Genomic DNA, 21,144 nt, shown 5'->3' with positions numbered 1-21,144 from the left:
CGCGATGGCCGATCATTCGATCGCCGGTGCGGCGGGCATCATGGCGACGGCAGCCGAGGGTGACCGTTCGCGGCGCGCCCGCCTCGTCGTCGTGCTGCTCTGCGTCGGGTTGACTATCGCCGTGCTGTTGTCGCTGACCTCCGGCGCATCCGATGCCTCGGCCATCGGCGTCATGCACGACTGGCTGTTCGGCGCGTTGCCCGGCGACGCGGCATTGAGCGCCCGCGACCGCCTGATCATCCATGACATCCGTCTGCCGCGCATCATTATGGGCGTGCTGATCGGCGCATCGCTTGCTGTCTCCGGTGCCGTCATGCAGGGGTTGTTCCGCAATCCGCTGGCCGACCCCGGCCTGATCGGGGTTTCGGCCGGATCGAGCCTCGGTGCGGTCGCCGTCATCGTGCTTGGCTCGACCATGCTGGCGCCGCTGACTACGGCGCTCGGCACGCTGGCTTTGCCGCTGGCTGCGTTCTGCGGCGGGCTGGCGACGACATTGCTGCTCTATCAGGTCGCGACACGGCAAGGCCAGACCTCGGTCGCCACCATGCTGCTCGCCGGCATCGCGCTGGCGGCGCTTGCCATGGCGCTGACCGGCATCCTGATCTTCATGGCCGACGACCGGCAGTTGCGCGACCTGACCTTTTGGCAGCTCGGCTCGCTGGGCGGCGCAACCTGGCAGAAGATCGGCTCGGTCGGGCCGGTCATCGTGCTGGCGCTGGCGGCAATGCCGTTCCTGGCGCGCGGCCTCAACGCGCTGGCGCTCGGCGAGGCCACGGCCGGCCATCTCGGCATTCCGGTGCAGCGGCTGAAATACACCGCGATCGTCGGCGTCTCGGCAGCGGTCGGCGCGTCGGTCGCCGTCAGCGGCGGCATCGGTTTCGTCGGCATCGTCGTGCCGCATCTGCTGCGTCTGCTGATCGGCCCCGATAACCGTTACCTGCTGCCGGCATCGGCCCTGCTTGGTGCGGCGCTGCTGCTTTTGGCCGACGCCGTCGCCCGCACCATCGTCGCGCCGGCCGAATTGCCGATCGGCATCGTCACCGCTGTCGCCGGCGCACCGTTCTTCCTGTGGATACTGCTGCGCAAGCGCGGCGTCATCGACCTGTGAAAGTTTGCCTATGATCGAAGCGCGCGATGTCTCGGTGGCGATCGGCGGCAAGCGCATTGTCGCCAATGTCGATTTCGAGGCGCGGCCCGGCGAAATCGCGGCCATCGTCGGCCCCAACGGTTCGGGCAAGACGACCTTCCTCAGAGCACTGTCCGGCGATCTTGGCTATTCGGGAGAGGTCACCGTCAACGGCCGCAATCTATCGGCGATGAAGCCGATCGAAGCGGCGACGCTGCGCGCCGTGCTGCCGCAGGCGACGACGCTGTCCTTCCCGTTCACCGTGCGTGAGATCGTCAGGCTAGGCCTGGTCGGCGGGCGCTCCGGCGCGTTGCCCGGCGAGGACCAGCGCCTGCCCGCACCGGCGCTGGCGCGCGTCGACCTCGAGGGTTTTGCCGGCCGCTTCTACCAGGAGCTGTCCGGCGGCGAGCAGCAGCGCGTGCAGCTTGCCCGCGTTCTGTGCCAGGTGTGGGAGCCGGTGCTCGACGGCAAGCCGCGCTATTTGTTCCTCGATGAGCCGGTGTCCAGCCTCGACATCAAACACCAGCTGATCATCATGGACATCGCGTGCGATTTCGCCAGACGCGGCGGCGGCGTGGTCGCCATCCTGCACGACCTCAATTTGACGGCGATGTATGCCGACCGGATTTTCGTCATGCATCGCGGCAGGCTCGCCGCTACAGGTTCGCCGCAACAGGTGCTCAGCGACGAGCTGATCGAAAAGGTCTTCGATTGCCGGCTGAAGGTCGGTGTGTTGCCGGCCGCAAACATGCCGTTCGTATTGCCGCAGTCGGTCTGTTGATATCCAGGTGATGCCGGCCCGCAAATGGCGGTTTCCTGCGCTTCCGGCCTTCGCCGGCCGAAGCATTCATGAGAGGCGCGGCAGTTAAGGCTATGGCCGGCGCAGGCCGGTACTCACGTACCCAAACGTACGCTCCGTTCCGGTTCTCGGAACCCACCATTTTCGGCTCGGCCTGACCTGAATCTCAACAGACCTCACCAACTGAGATGCGACCAGAAATCAGGCGGCCGGCGCCCTTTGCACCAGCATGTCGATGCCGAGCAGGTGCCGCACATTCGGGCGCGCCGCCACCAGATCGGCGATCGTGTAGCGCGACAGCACGGCGAAGAAGGCGTTGAGCGCTTCGCGCAATGCCGAATTCAGCGCGCAGCTATCGACCAGCGGACATTCGGCGGCGTCGTTCTCGAAGCACTCGGCCATGGCAAAGCTTTCCTCCGTTACCCGCACGACATCGAACAGGCTGATTGATTCGGCCGCGCGGCCGAGCCTGACGCCGCCATTCCTGCCGCGCACCGTTTCGATCAGGCCGTTTTCGACCAGCGGCTGCAGGATCTTGAACAGGAAAAGTTCCGATACCGAATAGGCGGCGGCGATCTCGGGGATGCGGCTCAACCGCTCGGTGTTGGCGGCGCAATACATCAGAATGCGCATGGCGTAGTTGGTCTGACGGGTAAGCCGCATTGTGTCCTCACATAACAGTGGTTGGCGTCAATATGGCCTATAGTTTGGAACAATTCCAGACTGGCGCTGCATAATAGATGAATTCCGGCGTCAAGTTTGCGTGCACGATTGCGCGCACCGGAACCAGCGGCGCGCTTTCTGGGGCAGGCGACACTAGATAAGTTCGCATACACGATCAGGAGCGGCCCCATCATGTCACGACCAGCCCCGGTATTTGCATCCGTCGTGTCCGTCCGGTTCGACGCCGATGCCGACGCCAAGCTTTCGGCGCTCAGGCGCACCAAGTTCGTTGCCGCCGCAGCGCTTGCGTTTTGCGTGCTGGTCTTTGCGGTGGCGAAATCGCTCGAGAGCCGGCATGCGTGGTTGGGCTTCGTCGCCGCTTTCGCCGAGGCGGCGACGATCGGCGGCCTGGCGGACTGGTATGCGGTGGTGGCGCTGTTTCGGCGGCCGCTTGGCCTGCCGATCCCGCATACGGCCATCATCCCGGAAAACCAGAATCGCATCGCCGACAATCTCGGCCGCTTCATCGAGGTGAATTTCCTGGCGCCGGAACCGGTGCGCGAAAAGCTCGCCGAGGTCGACTTTTCCGCGCTGGTCGCGGACTGGCTGGCCGACCCGAACCGCGCCGCCGATTTGTCGCGCTTCGTCGGCCGGCTGGTGCCGCAGACGCTGGCGGCGGTCGAGCAATCCGGACTGCGCGGCTTCGTCACCAGCCGTATGCTGGAGCAGATCGAAAAGGTGCCGCTGGCGCCGCTCGCCGCCGAGCTGCTGTCGGCGCTGACTGACGATCGCCGTCACCAGAAATTATTCGACGAGTTCACCAAGGTGGTCGGCCGCTTCCTGAGCGACGAGCAGGCGCTGGCGACGATGCGCGAGAAGATCCGCGAGGAACTGCCGTCGCTGTTCAACCTGTTTCGCGCCGACGCCTATCTGTTGAAGAAGATCATTGCGTCGGCCGGCTCGCTGCTCGATGAGGTGCGGGCCGATCCGCACCATCCGATGCGAGCCGAATTCGACCTTTTCGTCGAAACCTTCGTCGAGCGGTTGAGGACATCCAAACAATATGCCAGGCGCGCTGAAAAGCTGAAGCGCGATTTCCTTGCCCGGCCAGAGCTCAGCGCGCTGGCCGGCGATATGTGGGACAGCCTGCGGCTGTTCATCGAACAGGACGCCAAGGCGCCGAATTCGATGATCCGCGACCATCTCGCCACCATGTTCGTCGAGGTCGGCCGCCATCTTGCCGACGACGCGCAGATCAGGGCCGACATGAACCAGGGGTTCATCGTGGCGCTGGCGTCCTTCGTCGAAAGCCAGAAGAGCGGCGTGTCGAAGTTCATCGCCGACCAGGTCAAGCGCTGGGACCTCGCGCAACTGACAAGGCTTATCGAAATGAACATCGGCAAGGACCTGCAATATATCCGCTTCAACGGCATGATCATCGGTGGCCTTGCCGGGCTCGTGCTCTACACTGCCGAACGGCTGTTTCTTGTCGGCTGACTCGTCCGAATGGACCGCTGAGCTTCGCTGCACTATCTTCCGTGCAGTGGCGGCGTTCACGGCAACAAGGGGAGAGAACCAGCATGGCAAAACGACCGGAGTCCGAGTCCTTCATCGACATGTTCGGCAAGTTCGGCCGCGACCTGAAGCTGCCGAATGTCGACGTCGAGGCGATCCTCGCCCACCACGCCAAGAACCTGGAAGCGCTGGAGAAGTCGGCACGGGCGAGCGCCGCTGGAGCCTCGGCGCTGTTGTCAAGGCAACGCGAGATGCTGCAGGACACGCTGCGCGAAATCACCGACATGGCACAAAGCTACAGAGCGCCCGGCAATCCGCAGGAAATGATGCAGAAGCAGGCGGCGTTCGCCAGGAAATCCTTCGAGACCGCGCTGAAGAATGCCGGCGAGATGGCCGAACTGGCGAGGGCGTCCGGCACCGAATCGATCGAAATCCTGCGCAGCCGCATCAAGGAGGCGATGGAGGAGATCCGCGCCGGCCACGACAAGAGGTAGCTGTTCCCCGGCAGCACACTTGCCGGCGGCGAAGACTGGCGGTTCGCGGGCCGAAGATTATGCGCTGGAATCGCATTGGCGAATTGACAGGGGCGGCCCGTCGTGGTCCGGAACAGGCAAGCGATCGGGAAAGCAGGAATGACGCAGATACGGCCGAGGACGCCGCCGACCTTCGAGCAACTCAGGGCGATGGCCGGGCAGGAGTTGGGCGTTTCGGACTGGACGCTGGTCGATCAGCACCGCATCGACCAGTTTGCCGAATGCACGGGCGATCATCAATGGATCCATGTCGATCCCGAGCGGGCGAAGCGGCAAAGCCCGTTCCGCACCACGATCGCGCATGGCTATCTGACCCTGTCGATCATCGGCGCGCTGGCGCTCGAGATGGGGATCGTACCCGAAAACACGCAGGCCGCGTTCAACTACGGTTTCGACAAAGTGCGCTTCGTGGCGCCGGTCAGGGTCGGCTCGCGTATCAGGCTGCGCACCACGCTGTTGTCGATGGAAGACAAAGGTCCGGGGCAATATCTAATGAAGGCCGCCAATACGGTCGAGATCGAAGGCGAGCAGAGGCCGGCGCTGACCGCCGAGACGCTCGTCATGCTTTATGCACGCCGCAAGCGGGCAGGGGCCTGAGAGCACAGCCTCAGGCCAGCAGGGTTCCGGCAGCGCGAATCAACGCGACATCGCCTGTTCAAGCGCCCTGAAAATCCGGTCATCTCCGGACTGCGCGACGTTGAAGCGCATGAAACGGCTGGCCGACCGGGACAGGCTGAACGCATTGCCGGGCGCAAGCACGACGTTGGCCGACAAAGCGTGACGGGCGACGTCCGCGGCATCTATTCCCTCCGGCAGCCTGCACCATAAAAACATGCCGGCCGGCTGATCTATCCACGGCACGATGCTGATTGCCCTGAGCCGGGTGCCGGTTTCTTCCATGGCGCGCGAGAGCCGCGCGCGCAGCAGATCGACGTGCTTGCGATAGAGGCCGTCCTTCAGCAGCGTCAGCACCAGTTCGGATGCAAGTCGCCCGCTGCCAAAGGACGTGGCGATCTTGAGATCGGCCAATCCTTCCATCCAGTCGCGAGGAGCGGCGATGAAGCCGCAGCGCACCGATGCCGACAGCGTCTTGGAAAAGCTTCCGATATGGATGACCCTGCTGAGGCCGTCGAAGGCCGCCAGCCTGGGCGCGGACGTGTGTTCGAAATCGGCGAAGATATCGTCCTCGATGATCGTCAGCCCCGACTGGTCGGCGAGCTTCAGCACCCGATGGGCAACGACCGGGGACAATATCGCGCCGGTCGGATTATGGAGCGCCGAATTGGTGATGTAGAGGCGCGGCCGGTGCTCGTTCAGCGCCTGCGCGAACAGTTCGATGTCCGGCCCCGAGCGCGTGTAGGGGACGCTGATCACCTTGGCCCGATGGGCGCGCAACAGGGCATGGAAGTTGAAATAGCAGGGATCGTCGACCAACACCGTGTCACCCGGTTCGAGCAGGAACCGGCACAGCAGGTCGATCGCCTGAGTGCCCGATTCCGTCAGCATGATCTGGTCCGGGGAGGCTTCGATGCCGTGCTCGGCCATGCGCCGCGCCAGCAGATGGCGTAGCGCCGGCAAGCCGAGCGGCGTGCCGTAGTCGGTCAGCGCGGCGTCGTCGGCGCGGGCCGTCGTCCGCAGTGCCCGGCGCAATCCAGCCTCGGGCATCCATGTTGCCGGCAGCCAGCCGCAACCCGGTTTCAGGACGCCGTCGCCGGCTTCCAGCGATTGGCGCGAGACCCAGAGCGGGTCGACGGCACGGTCAAGCCTGGGGCCGATCTCGGCCAGCGACAACGGAGCCAACGGTCCGGCGGCATAGAAACCCGAGCCCGGCCGCGAGCGGATCATGCCTTCCGCCGCAAGACGCTCATAGGCTTCGACCACGGTGGATTTGGAAACCTGCATGGCCTTCGCAAACGCCCGGATCGAAGGCAGCCGCGTTCCCGGCGTCAGGCTGCGCGCGGCGATCCTGTGCCTGATCGTCACCATGACGCTTTCGACAAGCGTCCGGCTGCCTTCATCAGTTGTCGTCTGCTCATCCATCCGTACTGCTCGCCCTACCATGACGGTTTTGTCAAACTGTACCTGATTGTCTCTGGCGGAGCCAGACGCCCGGCCCGATAGAGGGCGAAATCAGCGGGGCATCGATGGACAAGGCGGCGAGTAGTTGGGCGGCGAGTAGTTGGGCGGCGAGTGGTTGGGCGGCGAGTGGCTGGGTCAACGGGTTCATAGGCGTGCTGATCTTCAGCGGTTCGCTTCCGGCGACGCGCGTGGCGGTGATGGATTTCGATCCGGTGTTCGTAACGGTCGCCCGTGCGGCTTCGGCGGGCATCCTCGGCCTGGCGCTGCTGCTCGTTTTTCGTCAGAAGCGCCCGGAGCGGCGAGATCTGTTCCCGCTGGCGATCGTGGCGCTTGGCGTCGTGGTCGGTTTTCCCCTGCTGACGGCGCTGGCGCTCAAGCACATCACGTCGGCTCACTCCATCATTTTCGTCGGCCTGTTGCCGTTGGCGACCGCGATCTTCGGTGTGGTTCGAGGCGGCGATCGCCCGAAGCCGGCGTTCTGGCTGTTCTCGTGCCTCGGCAGCGCCCTTGTCGCCGGTTTCGCAGTCACGCAAGGCCTGTCGGTCTCGCCGCTCGGCGACATCTTGATGCTGGCCGCCATCATCGTGTGCGGATTGGGCTATGCCGAAGGAGCGGCGCTGTCGCGCAAACTCGGCGGTTGGCAGGTGATTTCGTGGGCGCTGGTGCTGTCGCTGCCCCTCATGCTGGCGCTGACGTTCATCACCATGCCGCCGTCGCTCGAAAGTGCCGGCAGGGGCGCATGGATTGGTCTGGCCTATGTCTCGCTGTTCAGCATGCTGATCGGTTTCGTGTTCTGGTATCGCGGCCTGGCGCAAGGCGGCATCGCCGCGGTCGGGCAGTTGCAACTGCTGCAGCCCTTCTTCGGCCTGGGGCTGGCGGCAGCGCTGCTGCATGAGCAGGTCAGTCCCGCCATGATCGCCGTCACCGCCGCCGTCGTGCTTTGCGTCGTCGGTGCCAAGAGATATGCGAGATAGGTGCGCCGGCTGCCGGAGTTGCATGCGAACCGGGTGGAATCCTCAAGGATGCTTGGCAACGATATCAGTTCGCCCGGCAGTGGCGCGGGCTGAAAATACCGCAAGGATCAGCGCCATCAGCACCAGGCCCGTCGCCACCTGGAAGGTGACCTGCATCCCTCGTGCCGCTGCCGCAGGTGCCAACACTGCCAAGCCAGTGCCTTCCCCAGCCGATGCGAAGGCAAACACTGCGCCCATCACGGACGCACCGGTGATCAGGCCGAGATTGCGCGACAGATTGAGCAGGCCGGAGACGACGCCGCGCTGGTCGGATGCGACGCCCGTCATCACGGCCGAATTGTTGGAGGTCTGAAACAGGCTGTAGCCGGTGCAGACGATGATGATCGGCACGACATAGCCGGCAATACCGAATTCCGCCCGCGACAGAGCAAAGGTGCCAATAGCGAGATCGAACAGGCCGACGATCATGATCCGGTTCGCCCCGAAACGATCGACCAGGCGTCCGGCCGGCAGCGCCGCCAATGCGGTAACCAGAGGGCCGGTCGACAGAACCAGCCCGACCATGGCTGCGTCCAGCCCGAGCGCGCGCGACAGATAGAATGGTGCGACCACCAGCGTCGCCATCATCACCGTGGCGACGATCAGGTTCATGGCGAGGCTTGCGTTCAACGCCTGGTCGCGGAACCTCGCAGGTTGGATCAAAGGGTTCTGGACCCTTGTCTGCGCAATGACAAACAGCAGGCCAGCCACGGTTGCGGCAATCAGCAAGCCGACATTGAGAGAACCAAAACTGCCACGCCCAAGGGTCATGGCGAGCGCATAGGCGGCTAGCGTCAGCGCGAGCAAAGCCGTGCCGATCCCGTCGAAACCGCGCCGACCTGGCGTCTTTTTTCCGGCCGACAGGAAGCGCCAGGCAAGCGCAAAGGCCAGCACCCCCAACGGCAGATTGATGAGGAAGATCGCGCGCCAGCCGAGGCCGGCAATCAACAGTCCGCCAAGCGAGGGGCCAAGCGTGGTGCCGATCGCCGACATGGCGCCGAGCAGGCCCATGACGCTGCCGGTTTTATCCCGGGGAACCGCGTCGGCGACAAAGGCCAGCGTCAGAGCCATCATAATGGCCGCGCCGAGCCCCTGTGCCGCCCGTGCGGCGATCAGCAGCCAGAGCGTCGGCGCGAGCCCGCAAAGCACCGATGCGAAGGTGAACAGGGCAATGCCGCCGAGCAATAGCGGGCGGCGGCCGAATATATCGGCGAGCCGCCCGGCGCTTACGATCAAGGTGGTGATGGCGAGCAGATAGGCCAGGACGACCCATTGCACGAGCTGGAACGATGCGTCGAACGCCTGCATCAGCGATGGCAGCCCGACGCTGGCGATGCTGGTGGCGAGCGACGACAGCAGCGTTGAAAGCGACAGGCTTGCCAATGCCCATCGGGTCGAGCGTGCGCTCACCGGGGCAACTTCGTCCCAGGTCTTTTCAGCGGTCGATGCCAAGGTGAACTCCTTTGCCGGCAGCCCCCAATCGGAGCTGTCGGACGCTATTCCCTCGCATGATGTGGCGGAAGGCGCAGTATTTGCATCTTATTCGTGCATGAAACGCCACATCGCGGCCGAGCTGTGCTACGGTCCTTCCATGTCGTCGCCAGATCTCAATCTGCTTGTCGCCCTCGATGTGCTGCTGACCGAGGGCAGTGTGGCGCGCGCGGCCGGGCGGCTGCGCCTCAGTCCCTCGGCGATGAGCCGGACGTTGGCGCGGTTGCGCCAGGCGACAGGCGACCCATTGTTGGTCCGGGCCGGCCGTGGCCTGGTTGCGACGCCGCGCGCGCTCGAATTGCAGCAACAGGTAGGCCGAGTCGTTCAGGATGCGGAAGCGCTGCTGCGCCCGGCCAAGCTCCTCGACCTCTCTGCTCTCGACAAGGTCTTCACGCTGCGCGCCAACGAAAGTTTCGTCGAGGAGTTCGCACCGCGTCTTCTGACCCGTGTCGAAGCGGATGCACCTGGCGTGCGGCTGCGTTTTGCGCCGAAATCCGACAAGAACGACATGTCGTTGCGTGACGCGGCGGTTGATCTCGAAATCGGGGTTGCCAGTGAAACGAGCCCCGAAATGCGCATTCAGGCGCTGTTTCGCGACCGCTTCATCGGTGCGGTGCGAACGGGTCACAGGCTGGGCGAGGGCCCAATGACGCCGGAACGCTATGCGGCCGGCCGCCACATCAGCGTTTCGCGGCGTGGCCGCGAAAAGGGCCCGATCGACGAGGCCTTGAAACTGCTCGGTCTCCAGCGGACGATCGTGTGCATGGTTTCCAGCTTCTCGGCCACGCTCGCCATGGCGCGCGCCTCCGATCTGATCGCCAGCGTCCCCGAACGGCACACGCTGGGCGCGCGCACGGGCATGTACAGCTTCCCGTTGCCGGTCGATATCGAGGAGGTCACCATTTCGATGCTGTGGCATCCGCGACTCGATGCCGATCCGGCACAACGCTGGCTGCGAGCCTGCGTGCGGGAGGTCTGCGCGTCGTTTCGCTGATCCAGACTCAGGGCGTGATCTAGAATCTGGTCACCACGCCGATGCCTATGCCTTCGAAGCCGCCCATCGCCATCAATGCGGCCGGCGCCTCTTCGAGGCTGATCTTCTTGCCGACCAGCAGTTCGGGTTTCAGCTTGCCGGTGCGGATCATCTCCATCATCGCCTGGTAGCGGAAGGCCTGCATGCCGTGGCTGCCGCGGATTTCGAGCTCGAATGCGATCACCTTGTCCATCGGTATCTGCGGCCTGGCATGGTCGCCGAGCATCAGGCCGACCTGCACGTGGCGGCCGCGGCGGCGCAGGTTTGCGATCGAGTTGAACGAGGTACTGGGGTGGCCGAGCGCGTCCATCGACATGTGCGCGCCGCCATTGGTGATCTGCTTGACCGCCTTGACCACGTTCGGCGTCTTTGCCGCGTTGATCGTCGCCACCGCGCCGATCTTTTTGGCAAAGTCCAGCTTCTCGTCGGTGAGGTCGATGGCGACGACATTGGCGCCCATGGCGCTGGCGATCATGATCGCCGACAGGCCGACGCCGCCGCAGCCGTGCACCGCCACCCATTCGCCGGGCGTCACCCGGCCCTGGTCGACGATGGCGCGGAACGAGGTGACGAACCTGCAGCCGAGGCTGGCGGCGGTGGCGAATTCCATCTCATCGGGCAAGCGCACGAGATTGGTGTCGGCATGGTCGATGGCGACATATTCGGCGAACGAACCCCAGGCAGTGAAGCCGGGCTGGAATTGGTGCTCGCACACCTGGTGATTGCCCGAGGTGCATTCGAAGCAGCGGCCGCAGCCGACGGCAAACGGCACGGTGACGCGCTCGCCGCCCTTCCAGCGGGTCACCTGGTTGCCTGCGGAGACCACGACGCCGGCCAGTTCGTGGCCCGGCACATGCGGCAGGCGGATGCCGTCGTCGTGGCCCATCCAGCCATGCCAGTCGCTGCGGCAGAGGCCGGTCGCCTCCACCTTGATGACGACGCCTTCCGGTGCCGGCTCCGGATCGGGAACGGTCTGGATCGTTGGCGTTTCGCCGAACTTTTCGAAGACGACGGCTTTCATCGGCAGTTCCTCATCACTTCATGCAATTTGCGGTCTATTCGGCATCGATCTGGTTCTCAGGCGCGGCCTTCTGGAACGCCGGCAGCGCCATGCAGGCGGCATTGATGCGCGAGATCGTCGGGTAGGGCGTCATGTCGACGCCGAAGCGGGCATTGCTGGTGACCTGTGCGACCAGGCAGATGTCGGCCAGCCCCGGCGTGTCGCCATGGCAGAATGTCTTGGTCTCGGGCGAGGAAGCCAGAATCTTTTCAAGCGGCTGGAAGCCTTCGTTGACCCAGTGCCGGAACCAGTTGACGACATCCTGGTCGCCGGCGCCGAACAGTGTGCGCAGCGAGGTCAGCACGCGCAGATTGTTCACCGGATGGATGTCGCAGGCGATCATCTGCGCCAGCATCCTGACGCGGGCGCGGCCAGGCGCATCCTTGGGCAGCAGCGGCGGCTCAGGCGTGGTCTCGTCGAAATATTCGATGATCGCCAGCGATTGCGTCAGCAGCGTGCCGTCGTCCAGGACCAGTGCCGGCACCAGCCCTTGCGGATTGACCGCGAGGTAGGCGGGTTCGAGATGCTCGCCGTGGCGCAAATGATGCGGCACGTAGTCGTAGGACAGGCCCTTCATCTCCAGCGCGATCCGCACCCGGTAAGAGGTCGAGGAGCGGTAGTAGTTATGGAGGACGATGTCGCTCATCGGATCGGTTGGCCGATGGTCAGTTCGATTTCGCCGATGCCGTCGACGCCACCGGTGATCTTTTCGCCCGGCCCGACGGCGCCGACGCCAGCCGGTGTTCCGGTGAAGATCAGGTCGCCGGGCTTAAGCTCTAGCGCCTCGCTGCAAATCGAGACGATGTCGGGAACCGGCCAGATCAGTTCGGCAAGGTCGCCGTCCTGCCTGATCTCGCCGTCGACCGCGAGCCAGATGCAGCCCTTTTCGGGATGACCGGATTTTTGCGCCGGGACCAGCGGGCCGCAGGGCGCTGAACGGTCGAAGGCTTTCGACCAGTCCCACGGCCTTGCCGCCTTTTTCGCCTCGTCCTGAAGGTCGCGGCGAGTCAGGTCGACGCCGACGCCGTAGCCCCAGACATGGTCCAGCGCGCGCTCGCGCGGGATGCGAAAGCCGGCTCTGCCGATCGCGACGACCAGCTCGATTTCGTGATGCAGGTTTTGGGTCAGTGGCGGGTAGGGGATCGTGGTGCCCGAACCGACCACCGAGTCGACCACTGCGTCGCCTGGTTTGGTGAAGAAGAAGGGAGGGTCGCGCTCGTCATTGCCGAGCTCGCGGGCATGGGCTGCGTAGTTGCGGCCAACGCAGAAGATCCGGCGCACCGCAAAACGCTCCGGCGAGCCGGCCACGGCCACCGACGGGGTTGCGGGCAAGGGAAGGACGAAGCCGGTCATGCACTGTCTCTGTTTCAGTGGATATGTCGCCGGCACATTCGACCGATTTGGCCGGTCGGGCAAGGCATTGCATCGCGCAAAGGCTAGGCCTGCCGCACGGTGCCGCGGAAATCGCCGGTACATTTTGCTCTGCCGGCCAGATGGCAATGTACCATTTGGGAATAAGCCGGCCACGGCGCGAAGCGCCTGCCGCCAACGCCTGAGACTGTCGACCGTTGGTTTCGGGGAACGGACGTGACAGCCCCTTTCGGTCCGTCCTGTGCTTCGGGCGTGTCGTTATCTCGCACTTGCACAAAGTTCTGGTGCGCTGCAATATAGCTGGAGGAATGCGGCCTCCAGCCCGCCTTTCGCAGGTTCAATGAAGGGACCGGCATGACGGACATTTCCGCGACGCGTCTTGTCGTATCCAGGCCTGTGGCCGACAGCTCGGCAAGAACCAGGCTTGCCTATCTCGACGGCTGGCGCGGCCTGTCGATCGCGCTGGTGCTGATCGGCCATTTCTTCCCCGTTCCCGGCATCAATCTCGGCGTCCTGGGCGTCGAATTCTTCTTCGTGCTCAGCGGCCGGCTGATGGCCGAGATCCTGTTTGTCGAATACTATCCGCTGAAGAAATTCTTCAAGCGCCGGTTCTCCCGCATCTACCCGGCACTACTCATCTTCGTCGTCGCCGCGATGGTTGCCTTGTCCGGCACATTCATCGCCTTCAAATGGAAGGCGGCGCTGACGGCGCTGACGTTCACCTACAACTATGCCGGAATTCTCGTCACCCGCGCCGGCGCGCTCGACCATATCTGGTCGCTCTGCGTCGAAGAGCACGCCTATATCATCCTGGCGCTGATCAGCGTCGTCGTCTCGGGGCGGTCCCGGGTCATCATGTTGCTCGGTGCATTGTCGGTGCTGGCCATGGCAAACGGCGCCATCTCCTACTGGGTGCTCGCAATAGGCTACGAGGGCACCTATTGGCGCACCGACGTGCACATCGCCTCGATCCTGCTGTCGGCGGTGATATGCCTGCTCAAGGCCGACGACAGGCTGCCGGCGCTGCTCAAGGGGCCGCATGTCGCCCCGGCGGCCTCAGTAGTGGCTGTGCTCCTTTTCATGGCTGCCGTGCCAACCCCGATCCACTATCTGGTCGCGGTGCCGCTGTTGGCACTCGCCGTCAATTTGCTCGACTTCAGCAGCCGGTATCTGACCGGGTTTCTATCGTCCCTGCCGATGACGATGCTGGGGCTGTGGTCGTATTCGCTCTATCTTTGGCAGCAGCCCTTTTATCAAATCGTCGACATAAAAGGCAGTTCGCCGTGGTTGATGCTTGCGGCGGCGTTCGCTTGCGCGCTGTGCGGCTACTACATCATCGAAAAGCCGGCCCGCTCCTGGCTGAACCGCAATTGGTAGGGCGAACGGCGCCCGCCGTTCAGCCGGCGATCCGTCTTGCATAATACCGCACGGCTTTCCTGCCGCCGTGGATTACCGCGTCGCCCACTTCCGCAAAGCCGAGTGCGGCATGGAAGGCGTCCGAAGCCGGATTGGGTGGCTCGGCATTGACTTCGCAGGTGACGATCGCCTGGCCCGCGCGTGACGCCTGCTCGAACAGATCCTCATACAGCCGGCGGGCATGGCCGCGGCCGCGCGCTTTGGCGCCGACCACGACGCGGTCGACGTAGACGAACCGCGGATAGCGCTCGCGAAACCACAGGAAGTTGGGGCTGTCGTAGCTCGCGTCCTGGTCGAAGGTCATGATGAAGGCTTCGAGTGCACCGATGCGGCGCGTGTAAAACGCTTCGCCGAGCAGGAAGGACAGGCGCTCAGGTTCGAGCCATGATAATTCCGCAGCGTGCTCGTTGTTGAGCGCGAGGATGGCGGGCTCATCCTGCGGCGAAACCCGTTCGATCGGCAAACGCATTTCGATCATGTTTTTTCTTCGATCTTCCAGGATCATGTCCGGGCAGCGGCGATGGTCGCCGCCACCAGCGCCTCGTCGGTCACGGTGTTGCGGTATTCGCGGTCGAGGTCGGTGCCGCCCATGCCGACTTTCGGGTTGCGGTAGCGCATGGCACTCGGCACGTCCTTGAGCGCGGCGAAGTGCATTTCGCTCAACCCGGTTTTCCTCCGCACCTTGCTGATGTTCTCGGGATCAAGCCCGCCGCAGCCGAGGATGATGATGCGGTCGCCGGCCTGCCTGACAAGCTCGGCGAGCAGGTCCGCGCCTTCCAGTGCCGTGTCGCGCTGGCCGCTGGTCAGCACGCGGCCGACCTTGCAGCGGATCAGCGCTTCCAGCGCCTCGGTCGGGTCGCGGGTCATGTCGAAGGCGCGGTGGCAGGTGACGTTCAAGCGTCCCGCCGCCTTAACCAATTCGCTCATGCGCTGTTCGTCGATAGTGCCGTCGGCAGCGAGGCAACCGACGACGACACCGGCGACGCCGAGCTCGGCAAGCGCGCCGACATCGGCGAGCATCGAACGATATTCGGCTTCGCCATACAGAAAATCGCCGCCGCGCGGCCGCACGATGACGTGGAACGGGATCGTCGCCAGCTCGAGCGCGGCGCGCACCGTGCCGAAGCTCGGCGTGATGCCGCCCTCGATCAGGCTGGCACAGAGCTCGACACGGTCGGCGCCTGCGGCTTGCGCGGCCAGCAGGCCGTCTATGCCTTCGACGCAGATCTCGATCAACGGGAGGCGAGGGCGTTCGGTCTCGGTCATGGGCGATCCGTCGATGATTTCAGCTGGCCAGCGGTAGCATCGGGCATGGTGCGATGAAAGCCGGAAGTGTTGGCTCAATGTGCTTGCGGGCGCGCCTGCCATTCCGCCGCTTGACACATTCATAACTTAAGCGTTATACGTAACTCATAGCTGGTGGGTTATTGGTTCTCATGGAGAGCGCGTTGTTGATAGCCCAGCCAAACCGCAAACAACGGGTCCGAAGTCATGACTGAAGCAACCACAATCGAAACCAAATCCATTGTCGTCGAGCGTCTGATCCCGCATGCGGCTGAAAAGATATGGCGCGCACTGACCGTGCCGCATCTAGTTGCCGAATGGCTGATGGAGAACGACTTTGCGCCTGAGCAAGGCCATCGCTTTACCTTTCGCGCGACGCCGGTGCCTGGCTGGTCCGGCGTGACGAACTGCGAGGTGCTGAAGATCGAGCCGCCACGCCTGCTAGCCTACAGCTGGGGCGACGGCACCGAATCCGACAGCGGTCTGAAGACCGTGGTGACATGGTCGTTGACGCCCGAAGGTACAGCGACGCGGGTGCGCATGGAGCATTCCGGGTTCCGGTCCGAGGACGAGCGCGGCTACATCGGCATGGGAAGCGGTTGGCCGCGCATTCTCGAGCGGCTTGAGCGGGTGACTGCCTCGCAAAGCTGAAGATCCCGGCGCTCGCCTTGCCGCAACGCGGCGGCCGGCGAACTGACAGAACCAAGACATATCGAGACCCCGGATGTTCGTCGTCCGGGCTTGAAAAAACACGCCCGAAGGAGACCACTATGCAAGCACGATTGAAAAACCCGGTGGTGCTCATTCCCGGCGCCTTGCAGGCGCTGCTCGCGCTGGACAAGTCTACGGAAACGGCTGACCTGTCCTATGTGACGCGCAAGCTCGTCCATTTGCGCGCCAGCCAGATCAACGGATGCAGCCTCTGCGTCGATATGCATGCGCGCGAATTGAAGAAGGCCGGCGAAAAGGACGAACGCATCTTTGCCGTGTCCGCATGGCGGGAGACACCCTACTTCACCGACGCCGAACGCGCCGCGCTGGCACTGACCGAGGCGGCAACCCGGTTGGCCGACCGGCCGGATCCGGTGCCGGATGCAGTCTGGGACGAGGCCGCCCGGCACTATGACGAAAAGGCGCTTGCCGCCCTGGTCGTCCAGATTGCCCTGATCAACGCATTCAACCGGCTCAACGCAACCACCAGGCAGATGGTCGGCGCCTGGGGCTGAACGGGGCCGGATTCTCGAAAAGCCACATCAGATCCGCAGCTTGTGCGAATTCGCGCGGACGAAGTCGATGAAGGCCCGCAGCTTCGGTGGCACGAGGCGGCGGCTGGGATAATAGAGGTGGAGCGGCTCGTAAGCGGGACAGAAAGGCTCCAGCACCTTGACCAGCGCGCCTGAGGCGAGAAGCGGCGCGGCGAGGCCCTCGACCGCGAAGGCGAGGCCAAGCCCTTGCGCGGCGGCGGTAATGCACAGCGGAAGCGTGTTCACGACCAGGCATGCGTCCGGCGTGAATGCGACTTCGCGTCCCTCCACAATGAACTCCCAGGGCGAAATCGCGCGCGTGCGGGTCAGGGCGAATGCGATGCAGCGATGGGCGGCGAGGTCGGCCGGCCGCTTCGGTGTGCCGTTGCGCGCCAGATAATCGGGGCTACCCACCGCGACCATCTGCAGTGGCCCGCCCAGACGCGCGCCGATCATGTCTTTCTCGAGAAGTTCGCCGATGCGCAGGCCGGCGTCGAAGCCATCGGCGGCGATATCGACGAAGCTGTCGTCGAAAATCAGACTAAGCCGCACTTCGGGATAAGCATCCATGAACGGCCGCATCAGCGGCTCGATCAGCAGCGGAGCGGCGATCCACGGCAGGCTGAGCCGCAGCGTGCCGGCGGGACGATCGCGGCTGTCGCGCAGAGCCGCACCAGCCGCCCAGATATCTTCGGCTGCCGGACGCACATGGTCGAGGTATTGGGCGCCAGCTTCGGTCAAGCCAACGCTGCGGGTCGTCCGGTTGAGCAGCCGCACCCCCAGGCGCTCCTCGAGCCCCTTGACCGCCTCGCTCAACGAGGCCGGAGCGACGCCGAGCTCGGCGCCGGCGCGGGTGAAGCTTTTGGCCTCCGCAACCTTGACGAAGGCGACGATGCCGCTGAATTGGTCGAGGCGCATTGTAAGGATTTTCCAAATAGCCCTATCGAACTCTACTGGTTTTTCCGGCGAACGAAAGGCGTCATGTTGGGTCCGACGAACGGGCCTCGGTGTTGGGAACGGCTCGAACGGGCAAGGAGACAGGACCGATGACCAGGCTTGCTTTACTCGCCGCCGGCACTCTTCTGGCGGTGTCTGCCGCCCCGGCGCACAGCGGGCCACTGGAAGACCGCAATATCCAGCTCATCAAAGACTACTACGCAGCTTACGCGACCGGCAATCCCGAGGCCGTGCGGCCCTTCCTCGCGCCCGACATCGTGTGGCGCATTCCCGGTCATCATCCGCTCGCCGGCGACAAGCGCGGGCCGGACGAGGTGGTCGCCTTCTTCCGCGGCCTGGCCGATGGCAAGTTCAAGGCCGAGCCGATCTTCTTCCAGGCGCAAGGCGACCTCGTGGTCGACGTCCATCGCGGCTGGTCGAATGTCGGCTCAGGTCCCGAGATCGACCAGTTCTACGCGCTGATGTTCCGCATCACGGACGGCAAGATCGCCGAGGCACAGAATTTTTTGACCGACATGTACCAGTCGGACGCTTTCTACTGGGCGCATTACCCGCTGAAGCCACTGCCCAGCCGACTGGCTGGCGAGCGCTGAGACGGCGGTCTTTCTCGCAACGCGCCGCGCTTCTCATTCCAAGCCAAAGGAGACTTGCGATGCTTAAAACCCTGACACTTGCCGTAGCAACCGCCGCCGCGCTCGCCGCCTCCAATGCCGTCGCCGCACCGCGCGTCGAGCGCGTCACTTTCGCCTCGCATGGTGATCAGATCGTCGGCGAGCTCTATCTGCCTGAGGATCTGGACGCGGCAAAACCTCGGCCGGCGCTGGTCGTGACCGGCGCCTGGATGACGGTGAAGGAACAGATGCCGGCCCGCTACGCCCGCGAGATGGCCGATCGTGGCTTCGTCGCCTTGACCTTCGATTTTCGCGGCTGGGGTGAAAGCGGCGGCGCGCGCCGCCAGTATGAGGATCCTAATGCCAAGATCGCTGACATCGAAGCGGCCGTCGCCTATCTCGCGACCCGGCCCGAGACCGATCAGGACCGCATCGGCGGGCTCGGCATTTGCGCCAGCTCCGGCTATATGGTCACCGCCGCGGCAGGAAACGCCGCGATCAAGTCGGTCGCCCTCGTTGCGCCCTGGTTGCAGGATGCCGAAGTGGTCGAGCAGACCTATGGCGGCAACGACGGCGTCGCCAGGCTTGAAGCCGCCGGCGATGCGGCCGAGGCCGAGTATCGCCGCACCGGCAAGCAAGCGTTCTTGCCGGCCGCGAGCCTGACCGACGAGCGCGCGGTCATGTTCAAGATGCCTTACTACACCGAGCCCGATCGCGGCATGCTCCCGGCCTGGCGCAACGAGGCCGATCCGGCGTTCTGGCGCGGCTGGTTGAGGTTCGATGCGATCCGGGCGGCTCCGCGCCTGAACCAGCCTTTTCTGATGGTGCACAGCGAGGCGGCTGCCATTCCGCAGGGTGCGCACAAGTTTTACGCGCGGCTGACCAGCTCCAGGCGGGAGCTGTGGCTCGACAACGTCACCCAGTTCGATTTCTACGACCGTGCCGCGCCGGTGAAGGCGGCGAGCGATGCCGCCGCCGCGCACTTCCGCGCGACGCTGGGCAGTGCGGGGGAGGCGGGACAATGAGCCTCGTCACCCGCCGGCATGTCCTGGTCTCGGCGATTTCCGCTGCGATGATTTCCGCCGTCTCGGCGCCCGCCTCGAGCGCGCCGGGAGATGCGCTGACGGTCAAAGACAGGATCGCAATCACCGAGGCAGTGGCCGGGATCGGCCTCTATGCCGATCTGCGTGAATGGAACCGGGTCAGATCCTATCTCGCGGCCCGTGTCACGACCGACTATACCAGCCTCTTCGGCGGCGAGGTCACGACCAGCGGCCGCGACGCGTTGATCGCCCAGTGGCAAGGGCTGCTGCCGGGCTTCGACGCCACCCAGCACCTCATCACCAACATCACCGTCGAGGGCGCGGGCAATGACGCGGTCGCACGCAGCCATGTCCGCGCAGCCCACTGGATCGACGGGCGGTTCTGGACGGTCGGCGGCAGCTATCTCCACCGGCTGGTGCGGACGCCGGAAGGCTGGCGCGTCAACGCCATTGCCATCCATCGGTTGTACGAGGAGGGGGATCGCGCCGTTCTGGCCGCCGCCGCCGACCGGGTGAAGGCTGCGGAGTGAATCCGGTGTTCCTTGCTGGAGTGCCCGACGACCGCAGTTACTGGCGCAACACCGTGTTCTTGGTGCCTTCTTCGACCTGGTCGATGACCAGCAGCTTGACCGGATCGGCGCCGACATTGGTCGCCTGATGCCATTGCCCGATCATCTCGATGATGAAATCACCTGTTTGATAGGTGTTGCTCTTGCCGGTCTCGACGTTGGTGACCTGAAGCGTGCCGGCCTCAACATAGGCATAGCGCGGAAACGGATGCTTGTGGACCGGCAAGGTCGCGCCCGGCGCGATCTGATAGGCCGAGACCAGGACCTGGACGTTCTTCTGCGGCAGCGTGATCGGCTGGCCGGACGCGGTCTCGGTGCGAGAGGCAAGCGGGGTCACGATGACCGGCGTGCCGCTGGCATCCAGCGCCTGGGCGCTGTTTGCAAACAGTGCAGCCGTGAGCAGCAGCGTCGGCGCCAAGATTTTTCGCATGATTCCCCCCGAACTGCGTCAGCATTGCGCAGCAAGCTTTGAGGCGCAAGCTTGTCTGTTCAGGAGCGTCTTATCCCGCTCTTCTGAACATGCCTGGCGTCATGCCATGCATGGCCCGGAATGTACGGGACAGATGGCTCTGGTCGGCGAAACCTGCCGCGATGGCGGCATCGGCAAGGCCAAATCCCCGTTCGATCAGCGCGCTCGCCCGGCGCAATCGCCGGTCGCGGATATAGGCCGCCGGCGTCAGGCTAATTACCTTGTTGAAGTCGCGGATGACCTGGAACCGGGTCACGCCAGCCGCGCCGGCAAGCCGCTTGAGGTCGAGCTGCGAGCCAAGCTCGCTTTCGACAAGATCGCGGTAGAGGGAAAATCTTCGCTGCGATCCGGAGCTTTCGATCTCTTCGGCCTGTCCGCTCGAGTCGCCATGCCGAACGATCAGCCGTCGCAGCGCCACGAGCAGGGACGTCTCGGCCGTCATTGTGTCCGGGGATGTCGAGCCCTGGTGTGCTGCCGTCAATGCTGCGGCGAGACTGCTGTCTTCGATCGTCGCGCGCGAAAACACCGGAGCGCCGTCGCGGCCGAGTTCGCGGGCAAGCGCGGTCATCAGCGGCACCGAAGGATAAAACGTCCGGTAGGCCCAGCCTTCATCCGCCCCGCGTTCGCCGTCATGCCACTCCTCGGGATTGACGACGGCAATGGTGCCTGCCGGAGCGAGAACGCTTTTGCGGCCGATGCGAATGCGCTCGCAGCCAGAGGTGATCAGGGCGATCACATAGGTCGGATGCGTGTGCAGGTCGTAGCGGTGCCGGGTGAAGCGCGCCTCGAACAGGCCAAGGTCGGGGAAGCACGGATGGCGCCAGTATTTCCCGGTCTCTGCCGCTTCGTTTGTCCTTGCCATGGTCAA

24 protein-coding genes are annotated in these 21,144 nt (G+C 64.4%); 13 read left to right on the top strand and 11 right to left on the bottom strand.

The annotated features are described in order from the left end of the window. The first annotated feature begins 4 nt into the window (after nucleotides 1-4). Complete coding sequence (locus X773_RS52590; protein WP_023676433.1) at nucleotides 5-1,108, top strand: iron ABC transporter permease; 1,104 nt, start codon at nucleotides 5-7, stop codon at nucleotides 1,106-1,108. A gap of 10 nt (nucleotides 1,109-1,118) precedes the next feature. Further along, nucleotides 1,119-1,907, top strand: a complete 789-nt coding sequence (locus X773_RS52585; protein WP_023676432.1) for a heme ABC transporter ATP-binding protein — start codon at nucleotides 1,119-1,121, stop codon at nucleotides 1,905-1,907. Nucleotides 1,908-2,126: 219 nt separating this feature from the next. Here X773_RS52585 and rirA read toward each other — a convergent pair whose 3' ends face one another. Continuing rightward, nucleotides 2,127-2,588 (bottom strand): iron-responsive transcriptional regulator RirA, encoded by a 462-nt coding sequence (gene rirA / locus X773_RS52580; RefSeq protein WP_023676431.1) that lies wholly within the window; start codon nucleotides 2,586-2,588, stop codon nucleotides 2,127-2,129. Nucleotides 2,589-2,780: 192 nt separating this feature from the next. Between rirA and X773_RS52575 the strand changes: the two genes are divergently transcribed. The 3 genes from X773_RS52575 to X773_RS52565 all read left to right on the top strand — a co-directional run bounded on the left by X773_RS52575 (nucleotide 2,781) and on the right by X773_RS52565 (nucleotide 5,233). Beyond that, nucleotides 2,781-4,085, top strand: a complete 1,305-nt coding sequence (locus tag X773_RS52575) for a DUF445 domain-containing protein (protein WP_023676430.1) — start codon at nucleotides 2,781-2,783, stop codon at nucleotides 4,083-4,085. Between the two features lie 83 nt (nucleotides 4,086-4,168). Then, nucleotides 4,169-4,597 carry a phasin family protein gene (locus tag X773_RS52570; protein WP_023676429.1) on the top strand — a complete coding sequence of 143 codons (429 nt, stop codon included), beginning with the start codon at nucleotides 4,169-4,171 and terminating at the stop codon, nucleotides 4,595-4,597. 138 nt (nucleotides 4,598-4,735) lie between these two features. Beyond that, nucleotides 4,736-5,233 (top strand): MaoC family dehydratase, encoded by a 498-nt coding sequence (locus X773_RS52565; RefSeq protein WP_023676428.1) that lies wholly within the window; start codon nucleotides 4,736-4,738, stop codon nucleotides 5,231-5,233. A 39-nt stretch (nucleotides 5,234-5,272) separates the two neighbouring features. Here the strand turns inward: X773_RS52565 and X773_RS52560 are convergent, their stop codons facing one another. Then, entirely contained in the window at nucleotides 5,273-6,676 is a 1,404-nt protein-coding gene (locus X773_RS52560) for a PLP-dependent aminotransferase family protein (RefSeq protein ID WP_023676427.1), read from the bottom strand. A gap of 104 nt (nucleotides 6,677-6,780) precedes the next feature. On the opposite strand from X773_RS52560, the gene X773_RS52555 reads away from it, so the two are divergent. Then, complete coding sequence (locus X773_RS52555; RefSeq protein WP_023676426.1) at nucleotides 6,781-7,689, top strand: DMT family transporter; 909 nt, start codon at nucleotides 6,781-6,783, stop codon at nucleotides 7,687-7,689. 42 nt (nucleotides 7,690-7,731) lie between these two features. Here the strand turns inward: X773_RS52555 and X773_RS52550 are convergent, their stop codons facing one another. Beyond that, on the bottom strand, nucleotides 7,732-9,138 hold the full coding sequence (locus tag X773_RS52550; RefSeq protein WP_051406126.1) for an MFS transporter: 1,407 nt from the start codon (nucleotides 9,136-9,138) through the stop codon (nucleotides 7,732-7,734). A 181-nt stretch (nucleotides 9,139-9,319) separates the two neighbouring features. Here X773_RS52550 and X773_RS52545 point away from each other — a divergent pair, with 181 nt between their 5' ends. Further along, nucleotides 9,320-10,213 carry a LysR family transcriptional regulator gene (locus tag X773_RS52545; RefSeq protein ID WP_023676424.1) on the top strand — a complete coding sequence of 298 codons (894 nt, stop codon included), beginning with the start codon at nucleotides 9,320-9,322 and terminating at the stop codon, nucleotides 10,211-10,213. Nucleotides 10,214-10,232: 19 nt separating this feature from the next. Here the strand turns inward: X773_RS52545 and X773_RS52540 are convergent, their stop codons facing one another. Genes X773_RS52540 through X773_RS52530 form a run of 3 tightly spaced genes read right to left on the bottom strand, consistent with a single transcriptional unit; the run spans nucleotide 10,233 to nucleotide 12,665 of the window. Beyond that, a complete protein-coding gene (locus X773_RS52540) occupies nucleotides 10,233-11,273 on the bottom strand; it encodes a zinc-dependent alcohol dehydrogenase family protein (RefSeq protein ID WP_023676423.1) in 1,041 nt (346 codons plus the stop codon). A 34-nt stretch (nucleotides 11,274-11,307) separates the two neighbouring features. Next, on the bottom strand, nucleotides 11,308-11,958 hold the full coding sequence (gene maiA / locus X773_RS52535) for a maleylacetoacetate isomerase (RefSeq protein ID WP_023676422.1): 651 nt from the start codon (nucleotides 11,956-11,958) through the stop codon (nucleotides 11,308-11,310). Further along, nucleotides 11,955-12,665 carry a fumarylacetoacetate hydrolase family protein gene (locus tag X773_RS52530; RefSeq protein ID WP_023676421.1) on the bottom strand — a complete coding sequence of 237 codons (711 nt, stop codon included), beginning with the start codon at nucleotides 12,663-12,665 and terminating at the stop codon, nucleotides 11,955-11,957. The genes maiA and X773_RS52530 overlap by 4 nt, the downstream gene beginning before the upstream one ends. A gap of 372 nt (nucleotides 12,666-13,037) precedes the next feature. Here X773_RS52530 and X773_RS52525 point away from each other — a divergent pair, with 372 nt between their 5' ends. Then, the gene (locus X773_RS52525; protein ID WP_023676420.1) at nucleotides 13,038-14,060 is read left to right on the top strand and encodes an acyltransferase; all 1,023 of its coding nucleotides are present in this window, start codon (nucleotides 13,038-13,040) and stop codon (nucleotides 14,058-14,060) included. 19 nt (nucleotides 14,061-14,079) lie between these two features. Here X773_RS52525 and X773_RS52520 read toward each other — a convergent pair whose 3' ends face one another. Continuing rightward, complete coding sequence (locus X773_RS52520) at nucleotides 14,080-14,568, bottom strand: GNAT family N-acetyltransferase (protein WP_023676419.1); 489 nt, start codon at nucleotides 14,566-14,568, stop codon at nucleotides 14,080-14,082. A gap of 32 nt (nucleotides 14,569-14,600) precedes the next feature. Further along, nucleotides 14,601-15,365: a copper homeostasis protein CutC gene (locus X773_RS52515; RefSeq protein ID WP_023676418.1), complete on the bottom strand. Its 765-nt coding sequence runs from the start codon at nucleotides 15,363-15,365 to the stop codon at nucleotides 14,601-14,603. A 225-nt stretch (nucleotides 15,366-15,590) separates the two neighbouring features. Here X773_RS52515 and X773_RS52510 point away from each other — a divergent pair, with 225 nt between their 5' ends. Then, entirely contained in the window at nucleotides 15,591-16,034 is a 444-nt protein-coding gene (locus tag X773_RS52510) for an SRPBCC domain-containing protein (RefSeq protein ID WP_023676417.1), read from the top strand. 119 nt (nucleotides 16,035-16,153) lie between these two features. Then, complete coding sequence (locus X773_RS52505; protein WP_023676416.1) at nucleotides 16,154-16,609, top strand: carboxymuconolactone decarboxylase family protein; 456 nt, start codon at nucleotides 16,154-16,156, stop codon at nucleotides 16,607-16,609. A gap of 27 nt (nucleotides 16,610-16,636) precedes the next feature. Here the strand turns inward: X773_RS52505 and X773_RS52500 are convergent, their stop codons facing one another. Continuing rightward, on the bottom strand, nucleotides 16,637-17,545 hold the full coding sequence (locus X773_RS52500) for a LysR family transcriptional regulator (RefSeq protein WP_023676415.1): 909 nt from the start codon (nucleotides 17,543-17,545) through the stop codon (nucleotides 16,637-16,639). A 128-nt stretch (nucleotides 17,546-17,673) separates the two neighbouring features. Here X773_RS52500 and X773_RS52495 point away from each other — a divergent pair, with 128 nt between their 5' ends. The 3 genes from X773_RS52495 to X773_RS73630 are packed head-to-tail and all read left to right on the top strand — an operon-like array spanning nucleotide 17,674 to nucleotide 19,768. Beyond that, complete coding sequence (locus X773_RS52495; protein WP_051406120.1) at nucleotides 17,674-18,177, top strand: nuclear transport factor 2 family protein; 504 nt, start codon at nucleotides 17,674-17,676, stop codon at nucleotides 18,175-18,177. Between the two features lie 59 nt (nucleotides 18,178-18,236). Then, entirely contained in the window at nucleotides 18,237-19,220 is a 984-nt protein-coding gene (locus tag X773_RS52490) for a CocE/NonD family hydrolase (protein ID WP_023676413.1), read from the top strand. Further along, on the top strand, nucleotides 19,217-19,768 hold the full coding sequence (locus tag X773_RS73630; RefSeq protein ID WP_023676412.1) for a nuclear transport factor 2 family protein: 552 nt from the start codon (nucleotides 19,217-19,219) through the stop codon (nucleotides 19,766-19,768). The genes X773_RS52490 and X773_RS73630 overlap by 4 nt, the downstream gene beginning before the upstream one ends. A gap of 37 nt (nucleotides 19,769-19,805) precedes the next feature. On the opposite strand, the gene X773_RS52485 is transcribed toward X773_RS73630, so the two are convergent. After that, nucleotides 19,806-20,237, bottom strand: a complete 432-nt coding sequence (locus tag X773_RS52485) for a cupin domain-containing protein (protein WP_023676411.1) — start codon at nucleotides 20,235-20,237, stop codon at nucleotides 19,806-19,808. 70 nt (nucleotides 20,238-20,307) lie between these two features. After that, nucleotides 20,308-21,138, bottom strand: coding sequence for an AraC family transcriptional regulator (locus X773_RS52480; protein ID WP_023676410.1), 831 nt, complete (start codon nucleotides 21,136-21,138; stop codon nucleotides 20,308-20,310). Nucleotides 21,139-21,144 lie beyond the last annotated feature (6 nt).

This window comes from Mesorhizobium sp. LSJC280B00 (assembly GCF_000502835.1).
Taxonomy (GTDB): Bacteria; Pseudomonadota; Alphaproteobacteria; order Rhizobiales; family Rhizobiaceae; genus Mesorhizobium.
Note: the sequence above shows the minus strand (reverse complement) of the source record. Positions and strands in the feature narration are given on the sequence as shown.

Bases quoted from the DNA above. Each gene is read 5' to 3' on its own strand.
- X773_RS52590 (WP_023676433.1), top strand. From the start codon at position 5: ATGGCCGATCATTCGATCGCCGGTGCGGCGGGCATCATGGCGACGGCA.
- X773_RS52585 (WP_023676432.1), top strand. From the start codon at position 1,119: ATGATCGAAGCGCGCGATGTCTCGGTGGCGATCGGCGGCAAGCGCATT.
- rirA (WP_023676431.1), bottom strand. From the start codon at position 2,588: ATGCGGCTTACCCGTCAGACCAACTACGCCATGCGCATTCTGATGTAT.
- X773_RS52575 (WP_023676430.1), top strand. From the start codon at position 2,781: ATGTCACGACCAGCCCCGGTATTTGCATCCGTCGTGTCCGTCCGGTTC.
- X773_RS52570 (WP_023676429.1), top strand. From the start codon at position 4,169: ATGGCAAAACGACCGGAGTCCGAGTCCTTCATCGACATGTTCGGCAAG.
- X773_RS52565 (WP_023676428.1), top strand. From the start codon at position 4,736: ATGACGCAGATACGGCCGAGGACGCCGCCGACCTTCGAGCAACTCAGG.
- X773_RS52560 (WP_023676427.1), bottom strand. From the start codon at position 6,676: ATGGATGAGCAGACGACAACTGATGAAGGCAGCCGGACGCTTGTCGAA.
- X773_RS52555 (WP_023676426.1), top strand. From the start codon at position 6,781: ATGGACAAGGCGGCGAGTAGTTGGGCGGCGAGTAGTTGGGCGGCGAGT.
- X773_RS52545 (WP_023676424.1), top strand. From the start codon at position 9,320: ATGTCGTCGCCAGATCTCAATCTGCTTGTCGCCCTCGATGTGCTGCTG.
- X773_RS52540 (WP_023676423.1), bottom strand. From the start codon at position 11,273: ATGAAAGCCGTCGTCTTCGAAAAGTTCGGCGAAACGCCAACGATCCAG.
- maiA (WP_023676422.1), bottom strand. From the start codon at position 11,958: ATGAGCGACATCGTCCTCCATAACTACTACCGCTCCTCGACCTCTTAC.
- X773_RS52530 (WP_023676421.1), bottom strand. From the start codon at position 12,665: ATGACCGGCTTCGTCCTTCCCTTGCCCGCAACCCCGTCGGTGGCCGTG.
- X773_RS52525 (WP_023676420.1), top strand. From the start codon at position 13,038: ATGACGGACATTTCCGCGACGCGTCTTGTCGTATCCAGGCCTGTGGCC.
- X773_RS52520 (WP_023676419.1), bottom strand. From the start codon at position 14,568: ATGCGTTTGCCGATCGAACGGGTTTCGCCGCAGGATGAGCCCGCCATC.
- X773_RS52515 (WP_023676418.1), bottom strand. From the start codon at position 15,365: ATGACCGAGACCGAACGCCCTCGCCTCCCGTTGATCGAGATCTGCGTC.
- X773_RS52510 (WP_023676417.1), top strand. From the start codon at position 15,591: ATGACTGAAGCAACCACAATCGAAACCAAATCCATTGTCGTCGAGCGT.
- X773_RS52505 (WP_023676416.1), top strand. From the start codon at position 16,154: ATGCAAGCACGATTGAAAAACCCGGTGGTGCTCATTCCCGGCGCCTTG.
- X773_RS52500 (WP_023676415.1), bottom strand. From the start codon at position 17,545: ATGCGCCTCGACCAATTCAGCGGCATCGTCGCCTTCGTCAAGGTTGCG.
- X773_RS52495 (WP_051406120.1), top strand. From the start codon at position 17,674: ATGACCAGGCTTGCTTTACTCGCCGCCGGCACTCTTCTGGCGGTGTCT.
- X773_RS52490 (WP_023676413.1), top strand. From the start codon at position 18,237: ATGCTTAAAACCCTGACACTTGCCGTAGCAACCGCCGCCGCGCTCGCC.
- X773_RS73630 (WP_023676412.1), top strand. From the start codon at position 19,217: ATGAGCCTCGTCACCCGCCGGCATGTCCTGGTCTCGGCGATTTCCGCT.
- X773_RS52485 (WP_023676411.1), bottom strand. From the start codon at position 20,237: ATGCGAAAAATCTTGGCGCCGACGCTGCTGCTCACGGCTGCACTGTTT.
- X773_RS52480 (WP_023676410.1), bottom strand. From the start codon at position 21,138: ATGGCAAGGACAAACGAAGCGGCAGAGACCGGGAAATACTGGCGCCAT.